This window comes from Gallaecimonas aegicerasi, assembly GCF_045291545.1.
Classification (GTDB): Bacteria; Pseudomonadota; Gammaproteobacteria; order Enterobacterales; family Gallaecimonadaceae; genus Gallaecimonas.
In genome coordinates, this window is sequence record NZ_CP149514.1 from 1,809,033 (window position 1) to 1,822,958 (window position 13,926).

General features: G+C 57.2%; 15 protein-coding genes and 6 tRNA genes. 12 read left to right on the plus strand and 9 right to left on the minus strand.

Annotated features, from left to right (window positions below):
* The 4 genes from WDB70_RS08915 to WDB70_RS08930 all read right to left on the minus strand — a co-directional run bounded on the left by WDB70_RS08915 (nt 1) and on the right by WDB70_RS08930 (nt 3,897).
* Nucleotides 1–204, minus strand: coding sequence for a DUF2892 domain-containing protein (locus WDB70_RS08915; protein ID WP_406663529.1), 204 nt, complete (start codon nt 202–204; stop codon nt 1–3).
* Nucleotides 205–636 (minus strand): beta-lactamase hydrolase domain-containing protein, encoded by a 432-nt coding sequence (locus tag WDB70_RS08920; protein WP_406663531.1) that lies wholly within the window; start codon nt 634–636, stop codon nt 205–207.
* Nucleotides 637–740: 104 nt separating this feature from the next.
* Entirely contained in the window at nt 741–3,221 is a 2,481-nt protein-coding gene (locus tag WDB70_RS08925; protein ID WP_406663533.1) for an ABC transporter permease, read from the minus strand.
* Entirely contained in the window at nt 3,208–3,897 is a 690-nt protein-coding gene (locus tag WDB70_RS08930; RefSeq protein ID WP_406663535.1) for an ABC transporter ATP-binding protein, read from the minus strand. The genes WDB70_RS08925 and WDB70_RS08930 overlap by 14 nt, the downstream gene beginning before the upstream one ends.
* Before the next feature lie 149 nt (nt 3,898–4,046).
* Between WDB70_RS08930 and pxpB the strand changes: the two genes are divergently transcribed.
* The 7 genes from pxpB to WDB70_RS08965 are packed head-to-tail and all read left to right on the plus strand — an operon-like array spanning nt 4,047 to nt 9,178.
* On the plus strand, nt 4,047–4,679 hold the full coding sequence (gene pxpB, locus WDB70_RS08935) for a 5-oxoprolinase subunit PxpB (RefSeq protein WP_406663537.1): 633 nt from the start codon (nt 4,047–4,049) through the stop codon (nt 4,677–4,679).
* Nucleotides 4,676–5,587: a biotin-dependent carboxyltransferase family protein gene (locus WDB70_RS08940; RefSeq protein WP_406663539.1), complete on the plus strand. Its 912-nt coding sequence runs from the start codon at nt 4,676–4,678 to the stop codon at nt 5,585–5,587. The genes pxpB and WDB70_RS08940 overlap by 4 nt, the downstream gene beginning before the upstream one ends.
* Complete coding sequence (locus WDB70_RS08945) at nt 5,577–6,326, plus strand: 5-oxoprolinase subunit PxpA (RefSeq protein ID WP_406668052.1); 750 nt, start codon at nt 5,577–5,579, stop codon at nt 6,324–6,326. The genes WDB70_RS08940 and WDB70_RS08945 overlap by 11 nt, the downstream gene beginning before the upstream one ends.
* A complete protein-coding gene (locus tag WDB70_RS08950; RefSeq protein WP_406668054.1) occupies nt 6,310–6,999 on the plus strand; it encodes a DUF969 domain-containing protein in 690 nt (229 codons plus the stop codon). Before WDB70_RS08945 ends, WDB70_RS08950 begins: the two co-directional genes overlap by 17 nt.
* A complete protein-coding gene (locus tag WDB70_RS08955) occupies nt 6,996–7,940 on the plus strand; it encodes a DUF979 domain-containing protein (protein WP_406663541.1) in 945 nt (314 codons plus the stop codon). Before WDB70_RS08950 ends, WDB70_RS08955 begins: the two co-directional genes overlap by 4 nt.
* A complete protein-coding gene (pcp, locus tag WDB70_RS08960) occupies nt 7,934–8,572 on the plus strand; it encodes a pyroglutamyl-peptidase I (protein ID WP_406668056.1) in 639 nt (212 codons plus the stop codon). Before WDB70_RS08955 ends, pcp begins: the two co-directional genes overlap by 7 nt.
* A 6-nt stretch (nt 8,573–8,578) precedes the next feature.
* Nucleotides 8,579–9,178, plus strand: a complete 600-nt coding sequence (locus tag WDB70_RS08965) for an arylesterase (protein ID WP_406663543.1) — start codon at nt 8,579–8,581, stop codon at nt 9,176–9,178.
* 28 nt (nt 9,179–9,206) lie between these two features.
* Here the strand turns inward: WDB70_RS08965 and WDB70_RS08970 are convergent, their stop codons facing one another.
* The 5 genes from WDB70_RS08970 to gltX all read right to left on the minus strand — a co-directional run bounded on the left by WDB70_RS08970 (nt 9,207) and on the right by gltX (nt 12,265).
* Entirely contained in the window at nt 9,207–10,181 is a 975-nt protein-coding gene (locus tag WDB70_RS08970; protein ID WP_406663545.1) for a hypothetical protein, read from the minus strand.
* A gap of 198 nt (nt 10,182–10,379) precedes the next feature.
* Nucleotides 10,380–10,455 (minus strand) — tRNA-Ala (locus tag WDB70_RS08975).
* A gap of 6 nt (nt 10,456–10,461) precedes the next feature.
* A tRNA-Glu gene (locus tag WDB70_RS08980) sits at nt 10,462–10,537 on the minus strand.
* Between the two features lie 161 nt (nt 10,538–10,698).
* Nucleotides 10,699–10,774 (minus strand) — tRNA-Ala (locus tag WDB70_RS08985).
* A gap of 78 nt (nt 10,775–10,852) precedes the next feature.
* Entirely contained in the window at nt 10,853–12,265 is a 1,413-nt protein-coding gene (gene gltX / locus WDB70_RS08990) for a glutamate--tRNA ligase (protein WP_406663547.1), read from the minus strand.
* A 168-nt stretch (nt 12,266–12,433) separates the two neighbouring features.
* Between gltX and WDB70_RS08995 the strand changes: the two genes are divergently transcribed.
* The 5 genes from WDB70_RS08995 to WDB70_RS09015 all read left to right on the plus strand — a co-directional run bounded on the left by WDB70_RS08995 (nt 12,434) and on the right by WDB70_RS09015 (nt 13,895).
* A tRNA-Val gene (locus tag WDB70_RS08995) sits at nt 12,434–12,509 on the plus strand.
* 60 nt (nt 12,510–12,569) lie between these two features.
* Nucleotides 12,570–12,645: transfer RNA gene (locus tag WDB70_RS09000), tRNA-Val, on the plus strand.
* A 46-nt stretch (nt 12,646–12,691) separates the two neighbouring features.
* Nucleotides 12,692–12,767 (plus strand) — tRNA-Val (locus WDB70_RS09005).
* Between the two features lie 235 nt (nt 12,768–13,002).
* A complete protein-coding gene (locus tag WDB70_RS09010) occupies nt 13,003–13,476 on the plus strand; it encodes a YeeE/YedE family protein (RefSeq protein WP_406663549.1) in 474 nt (157 codons plus the stop codon).
* Nucleotides 13,476–13,895 carry a YeeE/YedE family protein gene (locus tag WDB70_RS09015; RefSeq protein WP_406663551.1) on the plus strand — a complete coding sequence of 140 codons (420 nt, stop codon included), beginning with the start codon at nt 13,476–13,478 and terminating at the stop codon, nt 13,893–13,895. Before WDB70_RS09010 ends, WDB70_RS09015 begins: the two co-directional genes overlap by 1 nt.
* Nucleotides 13,896–13,926 lie beyond the last annotated feature (31 nt).

Consider the following 13,926-nt stretch of genomic DNA (forward strand, 5'->3'; position numbering starts at 1 on the left):
TTAAAACGCACTACCCGGCTTGATGCCGAGCTTTTTGAGAATGGTGGCCAATGGGCAAAAGCCGGTGAACGACGCTTGTAGCAGGTTCAACCCGACAAAAGCCGTCAGCCACAGCCAGTTCACGCTGTGATAATGCGCCAGCAACAAGCTGAGCAGCACCACGGTTCCAGCAAAACGCATAACCAGTTTGTCGACGTTCATCATTTACTCTCCACACAAGCATTGACGAAGAGGGCCTTCCAGGCGGGTTAACCCGCTGTCACGGCCCAGGCTCAGGGCCGCTTCCAACTCAGCGCCCTCACAGTGATAAGCTACCGCCGCCAGCATCGCCCCCACCCGGTTGGAGGTGCCGCAATGCAGCAATACCGGCTGTTCGGCTTTATCCAGCAAGGCTTTAAAGGCCCGGCAGGTATCAGGAGTAAAGTCATCCGCACCGGCAATCGGGAAATGAAAGTACTGCATTCCCAGAGCCTTCACGACGGCTTCTTCATCGAAGCTCAGCTCCTTGCTGGTGGCCAGGTTGATCACGGTTTTCACCCCTTTTTGCTGACTTTCAGCCAGTGCCGCCTCGGTCGGCATACCGGCGCAGAACAGGCCTTCTTTCGGGGTAAAGCAGGGTTCGATTGGCAATGACATACATTCCTCCTTTTATACCCCTTAGGGTATAGCCATATTGACAAAAAATCAACATACCCCCAAGGGTATCAAAACTCTATCTGTTAACACCACTGGCCAAATACTTATTCGCTGCGAATTAATCGCAGCGGTGTTTTACCAAGCAGCGGCCATAAGCGTAGCAATGCCGGTACGGCAACGCCGGCAGCACCGCCAAATAAAGCAAATAACGCCAAAGACCAATGCAGGTTTACCGGCAAATTCAATACCCGGGTTTGCAACAGGTACAGTGATACCTGACTGGCCAATGCTGCCATTAACCCCGCCAGGGCGCCCAACAGCAAATATTCCAGCCCCAAAGAACGCCACAGAACCCGGTTGCTGGCGCCCAGGGTTCGCAGCACGCCCAGATCCCGGCGCCGTTCATCAAGGCTGGCCTGTACTGCCGCTAACAACACCAGCAGCGCCGCTGCCACCACAAGCAGCCAGACAAGCTGCAGTGCCAGTGCCACCTGCCCTATCAGCTGGCGGATCTGGCTGATAATGTTGTCCACATCAATCAGGGTAATGGTCGGGTGCGCCTTCAGTAGCGGCGTCAATGCGGCTCGCTGGCTGGTTGGCATGTAAAAGCTGGCAATGTAGCTGGCTGGAAAATCAGCCAGCACCGCTGGGCTGAAGATCATGAAAAAGTTCGGCTGCATGGATTGCCAGTCGACGTCACGCAGGTTGGTCACCGGTGCCGAAAACTGTTGAGCGCCAAGCCGAAAGTGCAATACATCCCCCAACTTTATGCCAAGGCGCTGCGCCACTCCCGACTCCACGGACACCGCCGGCCCTGCATTCGCTGACCACCACTGGCCGGCCACAATACGGTTGGCCGCCGGCAGTTGCTGGCGCCAGGTCAGGTTCAACTCGCGATCAACACCAACACGGCCGCCTCTGGCGTTGCTGCTGTTAGCACTAGCCAGTTGCTCGTCATTGATGGCGGTCAGGCGCGCCCGCACCACCGGGTAAAGATCGCTGGCATGACTGCCATGCTGGGCCAGAAAACGCCTGACCGCCGGCACTTCCTGCGGAGCGATATTGACGACAAAATAATTAGGCGCATCTGCCGGTAAACTGCGCTGCCAGTCCGCCAGCAAGTCATGCTTGATAAGCTGAATGAGGATCATCAGCATCAGTGCCAGAGTAAAACTACCCAGCTGCACCAAACTGGCTCCACGGCGGCGCTGCAAAGCCGCCACAGCCAAACGCCAGACACCGCCTAAGCGGCGGCTTTTACCCAGTAAATACAGCAGTACCGTGCTGACCGATACCACTGTTACCACTGCCACACCAACACCACTGGCGATCGCCAGGGTTAAGCGCCAGTCCCGGGTAAATAGCGCAATAGCGGAAAAAATAGCCAGCGCGGCCAGCAAGTAGTGCCAGCGCCCCTGGATACCGACGCCACTGTCATCACGCCAAACCCGAATAGGAGGCACCTTCAGCAATCGCCATAATGGCCAGGCAGCAAAGGCCAGGGTGCAGGTGCCCCCAACGGCAAAGCCCAGCCAGAGCGGCAGCCAGGTGGCTGGCGGTAGGTCGGCCGGCAGCAGTTGCCCATATTGCGCCAAAAGGAGCTTCACCAGCCCAAGCCCCACCGCCATACCCAGGCCGGTTCCAGCCAGCAAAACCAGCCCCAACTGCCCGGCAAATAGCCACACTACCTGCCCTCGCCTGGCCCCCAGCGCCTTTAATAGCGCCACGGTATCAAGGTGAGCATCACAAAAGCGTCGCGCCGCTACGCCAATCGCCAACGCAGCCAGCAACACCCCCAACAGGCTTGATAGCAGCAAAAAACGCTCGGCCCGGTTCAATGCCACAGAGATAGGTGACTGCGAGCGGCGAATATCAAGAAAACGAGCACTGCTGGGCAGCTGTGGTGTCAAGGCCGCTTCCAACTGACTGAGGGCCTTTGGGGGGCCACTCAACAGCCAGCGCCAGCTGACGCGCGAACCAGGCTGGATCACCCGGGTTGCTGCTAAATCAGCATAATTCATCAGTACCGGTGGCGCCGCGGCAAAGACATTCAGGCCAACATCGGGCGCCTCAATCAGCAGCTGGCTGACCGTCAGGGTTGCATACCCCACCTCCACAGACTGACCAACATGGATCCCCATCGCCTGAGCCAACCGCCGGGACACCCACACCTGCCCTGCTGCCGGGCCTGTGGTTACAGTGCGTACCGGCGCATTCAGGGCATCGCTGATTTTCACCTGCCCTCGCAATGGATATTGCCCATCCACGGCATAGATGGCGGCCAGTTGCATTTTCTGGCCCTCGACCAGCATGGTACTAAAGCGGGCTTGCTGGCTATGTTTGAGGCCACTGTTGCTGATAGCTGCAGTCAGCTTGGCCGATAACGGCTGGCTGTAACGCAGCACCAGATCGGCGGCCAGAAAGCTGGCGCCTTTACGGGCAAAGGCCTGGTTCAGTACCTCCGAAAAACGGGCCAGCGAGACAACCGAACTGACCGCCAGGACGATGGCCAGCAGCATGATCATCACATCGGTACGTTTGAGCTCGCGCCAGAAAAAGCGTCGGATCAATTCAGGTCGGATCATGCCAGGCCTCCAAACAGCCATCGCTAAGCGATAAGACCTGCTGACAACGCTGTGCCAGATTAGCGTCGTGGGTGACTAACAGCAGCGTGGTGCCGTGGTCACGATTCATGGCAAACAGTAAATCAGCAACCTGCTGCCCGGTGCGGGTATCGAGGTTGCCGGTCGGCTCATCGGCAAACAGCAATGCTGGGCGGGTAATAAAAGCCCGGGCCAAGGCGACCCGCTGCTGCTCACCTCCGGATAACTGCCCGGGGAAATGATCCATACGCTCGCCAAGGCCCACCTGTTGCAGTAATACTTCAGCCCGTTCGCGGGCATCGCGAGCCCCTTGCAGCTCGGCCGGGATCATGACGTTTTCCACGGCCGTCAGGCTGTCTATCAGCAAAAACTGCTGAAATACAAAACCCAGCTGTTCAGCCCGCAGCGCTGAACGTTGATCTTCATTGAGAGTGGATAACGCCTGCCCGGCCAGCTCAACGTCACCGCTACTGGCTATGTCCAGGCCAGCCAACAACCCCAGTAACGTCGATTTACCAGAGCCGGAGGTCCCCATGATGGCCAGGGTCTGGCCCGCCGTGACAGCCAAATTGACATCCCTGAGAATGGTTAATGGGCCACCACTGGCAGTGTTAACCGTTTTATTCAGTTGCCGGGCGGCAATTATCCATTCGCTCATGACAGCCTCAAGTTATCAAAGTGTTATTTTGACTTTGACCATAACCGGCTTTGATACTCAAACCAAGCAGGTAGCGGTTGGTCGCTTCGATGGTGCAATTTTCTGCACTTGGCGATAGGTTATGGCCTTACCCCACAAAAGGAAGCTGTATGAGCCTGAACTGGGCCCCTCTTGGTGACAATGCACTGGTCCTGAGCCTTAGGCCGCCGTTTGATCACATTCATCAGCGGCAACTGATCTGGCTCGCTCAACAATTAACCTCTGACCAGGCCATTGCCGAAACGGTACCAGGCATGGGTAACCTAACGCTTGTGCTGCATAGCCCAAGGGCCGATATGAGTGCACTGGCCGAACAGGCCATACAAAGCTGGCAAAAACGTCCCAAGACACTGCCCACAGGCACCCTGCATCGCATTGGCGTACGCTATGACGGGCCGGATTTGCGCTATGTCGCCGATTACTGCGGTCTCAGTGAAGAAGAAGTCATCGCCCGCCACATAGCGCCGATTTACGATGTTGCCTTTGTCGGTTTCATGCCCGGCTTTGCCTACCTGACCGGCATGGATAAGCGCTTGGCGGTTCCCCGCCGGGCCTCGCCACGGATCCGTGTACAAGCCGGCGCTGTTGGCATTGCCGGTGCACAAACCGGTATTTACCCACGCCCCAGCCCCGGTGGCTGGCAAGTGATCGGCTACACCACCAGTGCACTGTTTGACCCTCAGCAACAACCTCCAGCATTACTGCAACCGGGCGATCAACTGCAGTTTGAGGTGTTGTCATGATTGAGGTACTCAAAGCCGGGGTGCTGGCCACGGTGCAGGATGGTGGCCGCCCAGGTCTTCGGGCACAGGGAGTACCGGCAGCCGGGGCTATGGATACCCTGGCAATGCAGGTAGCTAACCGCTTTCTGGCCAAAGCCCCCGACGCTCCTTTGCTGGAAATCACCTTCGGCCAGACGCAGCTGCGGGTACAAAAAAGTGGCTGGGTAGCTCTGACCGGTGCCGACCTTGGTGCCAGCCTTGATGACCAGCCCATTACTCCTGGCTGGCGCTTTGCTGTCAAAGCGGGCCAGCTATTGCATTTTCGCCAGCCCAAACAGGGTTTTCGCGCTTACCTAGCGTTTAGTGGCGAGCTGACGGTTCCGCAGGTGCTAGGCTCTGCCAGTGTTGATGTCGGCGCCGGCTTCAATACGCCGCTGGTCACCGGCCAGCAGCTGCACTGGCAGCCCAGCCAATCCTTTGCCGAGCCACAGTTTGTACGGCTCCCCCGCGCCGGGCGCTTGCGGCTGCTGCCCGGACCCCATTACGACAGCTTTGATCGATTATCGCAGCAGCGGCTTTGGCACCATCACTGGAATATTGACGCCCAGAGTAACCGCATGGGATATCGCCTCAGCGGTCCCCGCCTGAGCAGCAGCGCCGGTGATCAACTGCCCTCGCAGGGCGTGCTGCCGGGCGTGATCCAGGTGCCAGGTAATGGCCAGCCCATCATTTTAGGGCCCGATGCGCAGGCTACCGGCGGCTATCCTATTATTGCGGTGGTGATCAGCGCTGACCGCTGGCAATTGGGCCAGTGGGGGCCTGGCCGCCATCTGTCATTCCTGCCCTGTTCGCCAGCCGAAGCCGACTTTGCCTGGCAGCAGCAACAACAGTATTTAGCGAATATGGAGGCGTTCCTTGCTGCACATTGACTTCAATGCGGATCTGGGCGAAGGCTATGATTTCGATAGCGAACTCATGCCCCTGCTGAGCTCCGTCAATATTGCTTGTGGGTTTCACGCCGGTAACCCGACGCTCATGGCGGCCACTCTGGACGCCGCCCTTGAGCATGGCGTAGCCATCGGCGCACACCCAGGCTACGACGATAAAAGCCACTTTGGTCGCCGACCACAGCAACTGCCATTGCAGCAGGTTTATGATCTGGTGCTCTATCAGGCTGGCGCCCTCAAAGCCATGGCCGAAGCCCGGGGCGGCCGTTTGCATCACATCAAACCACATGGCGCCTTGTACAATCAGGCCGCCGAAGATCCGGCGCTGGCAGAGGCCATTGTCTGCGCCACCAAAGCCTTGGGCGATAATGTGATGCTCTACGGCCTGGCCGGCAGTGCACTGATCGAATGCGCACAAGCAGTGGGCGTGCCGGCTGTCAGTGAGGTGTTTGCCGATCGCCGCTACCGTGCTGATGGCAGCTTGACACCGCGCAGCGAACCCGACGCCGTATTGGCCGACCACCAGCAGGTTCGCCAGCAGGTGATGGACATGGTCTGTCATGGCCGTGTTTACGACCGTGATGGCAATGTCTTGTCGCTGCGCGCCGAAACCCTGTGCCTGCATGGTGATAATCCCGCCGCTCTGGCCCTGGCGCAAATGCTGAGCCAATCGCTTACCGATAGCAGCATCACCATTCGGGTACCTGATGGAAAGCGTTAACTACTGGCCGTTGTTGGGCGTTGCCGCTGTGGCCATTGGCTTTGCCTTGCGTTTCAATCCGCTGCTGGTTGTGACCCTGGCGGGTCTCGTCACCGGTTTTGCCGATCAGATGACCTTGAGTGCCATTCTCGCCGACCTGGGCAATGGCTTTGCCCACACCAGGACGCTGTCGCTGATCTTGGTGTTACCGCTGGCGGTGGTGGGCTTGTTGGAGCGCCATGGGCTGCGCGAGCATGCCGGGCAGTGGATTGCCCGCTTCCAGTATGCCTCGGCCGGGCGTTTACTGGCTTTTTACCTGCTGCTACGGGAGTTATCTGCCGCTCTGGGGCTGACCAGCCTCGGCGGCCACCCACAAATGGTACGACCGTTACTGGCACCGATGACCGAGGGAGCAGCCAAACGCCTTTTTGGCCCGTTGCAGCGGCACCAGCAGCAACGGCTGCGGGCCATGGCTGCGGCCACCGACAATGTCGGTTTGTTTTTCGGTGAGGATATCTTCGTCGCTTTCGGCGCGGTCATGCTGATGCACAGTTTCCTCAGCGATGCAGGCATTGACACCGTACCTTTGCATATTGCCCTGTGGGGGCTGCCAACGGCCCTGTGCGCCCTGCTTATTCATGGCACCCGGGTGTTGTTACTGGACCGGCAGTTACGGCAGGGGTCAGGGCAATGACCGTTACCTTTTTCTATTGGCTGGCCGGCCTGCTGTTACTGGCCAATGCCCTGCTGACACTCAAGGACAGCGCACACCCCAAACGCTGGAGCAGTGCGCTGTTCTGGGCGCTGTTTGGCGCCTTGTTTATTGTCAGTGACTGGCTGCCGGCAACTGTGACCGGGGTACTGGTGCTGATAATGGCGCTGCTTGGCGGGCTCAACTGGGTCAGTGCCGGGCAGGCACCGGAAGAGGAGCCAAAGCAACGTCAGCAGCGGGCCACATTGCTTGGCCACCGGTTATTCTGGCCGGCACTGACCATTCCATTACTGACCCTGGTCGGTAGTTTGTTACTACCCTGGCTGGACCAGCAGGGTCTGCACTGGGTGCCGGCCCGTCAGGCCACTCTGGTCAGCCTGGGCCTGGCCTGTGTGCTGGCTTTTGTGCTGGCACTAAAGCTGACCCGCGAAAGCCTGGGTCAGGGCCTGAAGGAAAACCGCCGCCTGACCGACGCCGTTGGCTGGCCCATGCTGCTACCGCAAATGCTGGCGGTCCTGGGGATCTTGTTTGCCCATGCCGGCGTTGGCGATGCGGTTGCCGCTATTGCCAAGTCATTGCTACCGGAGGATATGCGCCTGGCGGTGATCATTGCCTATGGCGTTGGCATGGCCCTTTTTACCATGATCATGGGGAATGCCTTTGCCGCTTTCCCGGTCATGACAGCCGGCATTGGCATTCCTTTTTTGGTTGACCAGTATCATGCCGATCCGGCAATTATGGCGGCAATCGGTATGTTCAGTGGCTACTGCGGTACCCTGATGACCCCCATGGCCGCCAATTTCAATGTTGTGCCGGCGGCTTTGTTAGAGCTTGATGATCGTCACGGCGTTATCAAAGCGCAGATACCAACTGCCCTGATGTTGCTGTTGGCGAATATTGTCTTGATGTGGTGGCTATTATGAAAATTTTACTCACCGGCTTTGAGCCGTTTGGCGGTGAGCCGATAAACCCCTCCTGGGAAGCCGTAAAAGCCCTGGCTGGCTACCGCGACAGTGTGGTCAGTTTGATGTTGCCCTGTGTGTTCGACGAAGCCATTAGCGTATTGGCACAAACGGCCGGCGCTTTGGCACCCGAGGTGATCCTGGCTGTCGGCCAGGCCGGTGGCCGCAGCGGGATCAGCTTAGAAAAGGTGGCCATCAACCTCAACGACGCCCGAATAGCCGATAACAAGGGCCAGCAACCGATCGATACGGCCGTCGTCAAGGGCGGCCCTAATGCCTATTTTGCAACAGTTCCGGTAAAAAGGCTGGTGGCCGAGCTCAACCATGCCGGCATTGAAGCCTCAGTGTCCTATAGCGCCGGCACTTACGTCTGTAACCACTTGTTTTATGGTGCTTGCCACCTGGCTCGCCAACTGCGCCCGGAGCCGGCGGTGGGCTTTGTACACATTCCCTTTTTGCCAGAGCAGGCCCAGCGCCACCCCGGCAACCCATCCCTGCCACTGCCGACCTTGATCACGGCATTGGAACGGCTATGCGATACTCTGCTGGCAAAAACCGAGGAACTCAACCACAGCGCCGGCACTACCCACTGAGGCCCCATGCGTAAATATTTACTGTTACTGCTACTGCTGCTAAGCCCTCTAAGCTGGAGTAAAACACTGCTCATTCTGGGGGATTCGCTGTCGGCCGGTTATGGCCTGAAGACCGATCAGACCTGGGTCAAGTTGCTGAGTGAACGCATGGCGCAGCAGGCGCCTGGCTGGCAGTTGGTCAATGCCAGCATCAGTGGCGAAACCACCGGCGGCGCGCTACGCCGGTTACCGGCCATTTTGCAACAACAGCACCCGGATCTGGTGTTTATTGAGCTGGGCGGTAACGATGGCCTGCGCGGCTACCCGATAGCCAACATGCAAGCGAATCTCAATGCCTTGGTAAAACAAAGCCAGGCGGCCGGCGCCAAAGTATTAATGATGGAGATCTGGCTACCGCCCAACTACGGGCCCCGTTATCTAGACGCTTTTAAAGCCAGCTTTGCCAAGGTAGCCAAAGCCGAAGGTGCCACACTGGTGCCTTTTTTCGCCCGCCATATTGCCACCGAAGCTGGCATGATCCAGGCCGACGGCATCCACCCTACAGCCAAGGCGCAACCGCTGTTGATGGAAGACATTTGGGCCACTTTACAGCCGTTACTAAAATAATAAAGCCGCTCAGTGAGCGACTTTATTATTACCCGGCCGGCGGCACAAAATCCGGCTGAGCATCTGCCAGACTGAGCGGCATCATGGTGGTTGTGACATCACCCTGCCAGGCAATAAAAGCCCGACAAAATTTCAGTGAGGCACGAATACTTCGCTCATCACTGCCCTTTTGCGGCCAACTGAGCCCCTGAGCATCCATGTAGTGCTGGGCATTTTTCATCAGCAAGGTGCCGGCATACAGTTGCAAAGCCGCCGGATCATGGTGGCGCTCATAGTTCTTTTTGAACACGCCCAGCACCATGCTCAGCATCGGCACCTTGGTACCGCCCTTGACTGTTTCGGCTTGCCCCAGAGCCAGCGCCGGCCGGGCTGCAATTTTCCAACACTGGGCATTGGCCTGACGTTTGACTGGGTCCAGGCTGGGAGCATCTACCGCCTGTTGATAAAGCGAGCCCATAACGGCCAAGCCATAACGCATATGCTGGCGATATGCCGAGCTGTCAGCGCCTTGCTGGTTATTCAGCGCCAGGGTATAAGCCAGTGGCAGTGCCGCGCTGTCGTCGACCTCGGTGACCACATTGACACGGCTTTTGGCTGGCATCAGCCTGACAAAGCCTGCTACCGGCACTTGCTGCTGGCTGTCGAGATATGAGGCGATGGCCTGCAACTGCGTTAACCCCTGTTGCCAGCGTCGCTGTTGCTGGTCATTAAGCGGATCGGCCGGTGACGTTGCCAGCGTCAAAGACCAGCTTTGCTCGCTACTATGTACTGTTTTCCCCTGGCGCATAGCAGGCTGAGATAGTGCCGGGCCATCGGTATCATCGGCATTGACCCGGCTGTACCAGGTGCCGTGATATTGCCCATTCTGGTGGCTGACATTGCCGTAAAAAAGCCGCACATTGGCACGCTTCAGTGCCGGTTCCATGATTTGTTCCATGGTGCTGGTACAACCGGCCAGCAACACCGTAGCTAGGCTACCGAGCATAACCCCTTTGCACTTCATATTTCGTCCTGTAAGTACCATTGTTGATGGCATGAAAATCACGGTACTGCTGGTTTCACTACCAACAATTAACTGACACATCAATTATGAAGTAAAGAAAGGTGGCGCCGGTCACACTATCCTGGCATTTCACGGTGGTGCTCAGGCCTGCTACAGGGGCTAAAGAAAAAGGGCCACTCATTCGAGTGGCCCTTTATTTGGTGGAGCTAGGCGGGATCGAACCGCCGACCTCTTGCATGCCATGCAAGCGCTCTCCCAGCTGAGCTATAGCCCCAAATTGTGGCGTCCCCTAGGGGATTCGAACCCCTGTTACCGCCGTGAAAGGGCGGTGTCCTAGGCCTCTAGACGAAGGGGACAAAAATCAGTTTCGGCAAAAAATTATTTTGCTCTGATTTTTGCAAGGCAGACTTTGCTGGTCAAAGTCGAACGGTTACACCGCTTTGCCTTTGCATCAGTTCTAGGTAACTGACGGCTTTTAAATTATCGGGTACTAAAAAACCTACCCAATAACCGAGTTTGGTGGAGCTAGGCGGGATCGAACCGCCGACCTCTTGCATGCCATGCAAGCGCTCTCCCAGCTGAGCTATAGCCCCTGACAGCGGGGAGCGGTGCTCCCCGTCAGTGCGAGGCGCATTCTATGCACCCCATAAAACCAAGTCAATACGCTTTTTTTATTCGGCTGCGCGTTTGGCTATAAATTCAGCGGCTTGCTCAAGGCGGGCAAGGCAACGTTGCTGGCCGATAAGGTGCGCCGTAACATCCAGCGACGGTGACTGGCCGGCACCGGTAATGGCAACCCGCAGTGGCATGCCCACCTTGCCCATACCCACGGCCAGTTCGTCCGCCGTAGCCTGAATCGCCTGATGAATGGTTTCTGGTGTCCAGTCACTGAGCGCCGCCAGCTTACTTTTTACCAGCGCCAAAGGCTCTGCTGCCACCGGCCGCAGATGCTTTTTCGCAGCGGTCGGTTCAAAGTCCGTGAAGTCTTCATAGAAATAACGGCTTTGCGCCGCCAGCTCCTTGAGCGTATCCACCCGCTCGCCAAGCACCTTCACCAAGGCTGCCAGCGTTGGGCCGTTGTCAGTGTTGATACCCTGATCGGCCATATGCCAGGCCAGATAGCTGGCCACTTCTTCTGCCGGCAAGGTTCGAATGTAGTGGTTATTCAGCCAGTTGAGCTTTTCCGTATTAAAGGCACTGGCGGCTTTATTGATGGCATCCAGGCTGAATAGCTCAATCATTTCCTGGCGGCTGAAGACTTCCTGATCACCGTGTGACCAGCCCAGTCGTACCAGATAGTTGAGCAGCGCCTGCGGCAGGTAGCCATCATCACGGTATTGCATTACCGATACCGCACCGTGGCGTTTTGACAGCTTCTTGCCGTCATCACCGAGGATCATCGATACATGCGCATAGCTCGGTATCGGTGCTCCCAGGGCTTCGAGGATGTTGATCTGCCGCGGCGTGTTGTTGATGTGATCTTCCCCGCGCACCACATGGGTAATGCCCATGTCCCAGTCGTCCACCACCACACAGAAGTTGTAGGTGGGGCTGCCGTCGGTACGCTGAATAATCAAATCGTCCAGCTCCTGATTGGCAAACTCAATCCGGCCCCGAACCTGGTCATCAAACACCACCGAGCCCTGCTGCGGGTTCTTAAAGCGGATCACAAAAGGGGCATCAGCCGCCGGAGCTTCACTCAGGTGCCGGCACTTGCCGTCATAGCGGGGCTTTTCGCCATTGGCCATTTGCTCTTCGCGCATAGCATCCAGGCGTTCCACCGAGCAATAGCACTTGTAGGCCTTGCCTTCTTCCAGCAACTTGGCCACCAGCTCACGGTAGCGGTCAAAACGCGCGGTCTGGTAATAAGGGCCTTCATCCCAGTTCAAATCCAGCCATTTCATGCCATCGAGAATGGCTTCAATGGCTTCCGGCGTCGAGCGCTCCAGATCGGTGTCTTCGATACGCAGCACAAATTCGCCCTGATTGGCGCGGGCATAGAGCCAGGAATACAGAGCGGTGCGGGCACCACCAACATGCAAAAAGCCGGTTGGGCTGGGAGCAAAGCGGGTTTTTACGTTCATCAATACACTTGTTCAGTTAAGGCAGGCCAGATAAGTGCGACATTCTAGCACCGCTGTGAAAGCGCCCCAAGCAGGCTGAATGCCGAAAAATCCAGCACTCAGACAGCGTTGCGGAAAATTGGGTTGACACCCCAATCGCCCCACCTATAATACCGCTCCACATGGCAGGGGTGATTAGCTCAGTTGGGAGAGCACCTCCCTTACAAGGAGGGGGTCACTGGTTCGAACCCGGTATCACCCACCATTTTCCTGCTCATGTATGACAATGTGGCGTCATTATTCCCAAGACGACACTACAGCTTTAGGGTGATTAGCTCAGTTGGGAGAGCACCTCCCTTACAAGGAGGGGGTCACTGGTTCGAGCCCGGTATCACCCACCATTTTGACAACGTGACGTCATATTCCCAAGACGGCACTACAGCTTTAGGGTGATTAGCTCAGTTGGGAGAGCACCTCCCTTACAAGGAGGGGGTCACTGGTTCGAGCCCGGTATCACCCACCATTTTGAAAAAGGTCGCAGCAATGCGGCCTTTTTTGCTTTAAGACGCTCAGCCTGCTCAAAACTCTTGTCGCCGTGACCAAACGGCTTACAGGCCAAGCCGGCAACCTCCATGAAAATGCCGCAATGGAGCCATCCGCCCTGTCACTGGTTTTGACAGCACTATGATATTCGCCGATACCGCCGGTGGTATAATGCCCGCCTTGTTATGACAACAAAGCACACGCAGGTAGTTATCATGGATATTGCGTCACTTTTTCCGCTGGGGGTCTTTCACTACATTGCCGGCGGCATCTGTATTGGTCTGGCGACAAGCCTGATCTTTATCTTTACCGGCCAGGTAGCCGGTATGAGTTCTTTTTTGACCACCAGTTTGTCGTGGGTGTCACGCCATCATTACTTTCACCAGCAACAGCATCTTGCCTCGCGGCATTGGCGGCTGTTGCTGGCCATCGGGCTGATTGCAGGGGCGGCCTTATACTGGTTTATCTTTGCCCAGCACAGCCCCTGGCACACACAGGTACAGTGGTGGCAGCTTGCCGTGGGCGGCTTTATCGCCGGTTTCGGTGCCCGCCTCAGTAGCGGTTGCACCTCCGGGCACGGGATCTGCGGCATGGCGTCACTGCACGCCCCTTCTTTGTTTGCCGTACTGACGTTCCTGGCCACGGCCTTTATCTCTGCCAACCTGATCACACTGCTTGGAGGCCTGTAATGCGTATCGCATCCAAGGGAGTCATTTTGTTGTGCGGCATGTTGTTTGGTGCCGGCCTGGCGTGGTCCGGTATGGTCAAACCAGAAGTAGTGCTGTCGTTTTTGCGTTTTCAGGACTTCGGGCTGCTGCTGGTATTAGGCTCGGCGGTGCTCACCACCTTTTTATGTTTCCGCTTTATTCCCAAGCTGATGGGGAAGCCGGTACTGGAATCTCACTTTAAAAAGCATACCTTGGTGGGGTTGCAGCGCACCATCGGCGGCGCAGCACTGTTCGGTATTGGCTGGGGTATTAGCGGCGTTTGCCCGGGGCCCGCGATTGCAGGCCTCGGTGTGGGGAACTGGCCCCTGCTGCTAAGCCTGGCAGGGATGTTTGCCGGCGCCTATGTGCAGGGTTTACTGGCTGCCCGGCAGCATAAATAAAATGGCAAATCTGGCAGCAAGGATGCTGCCG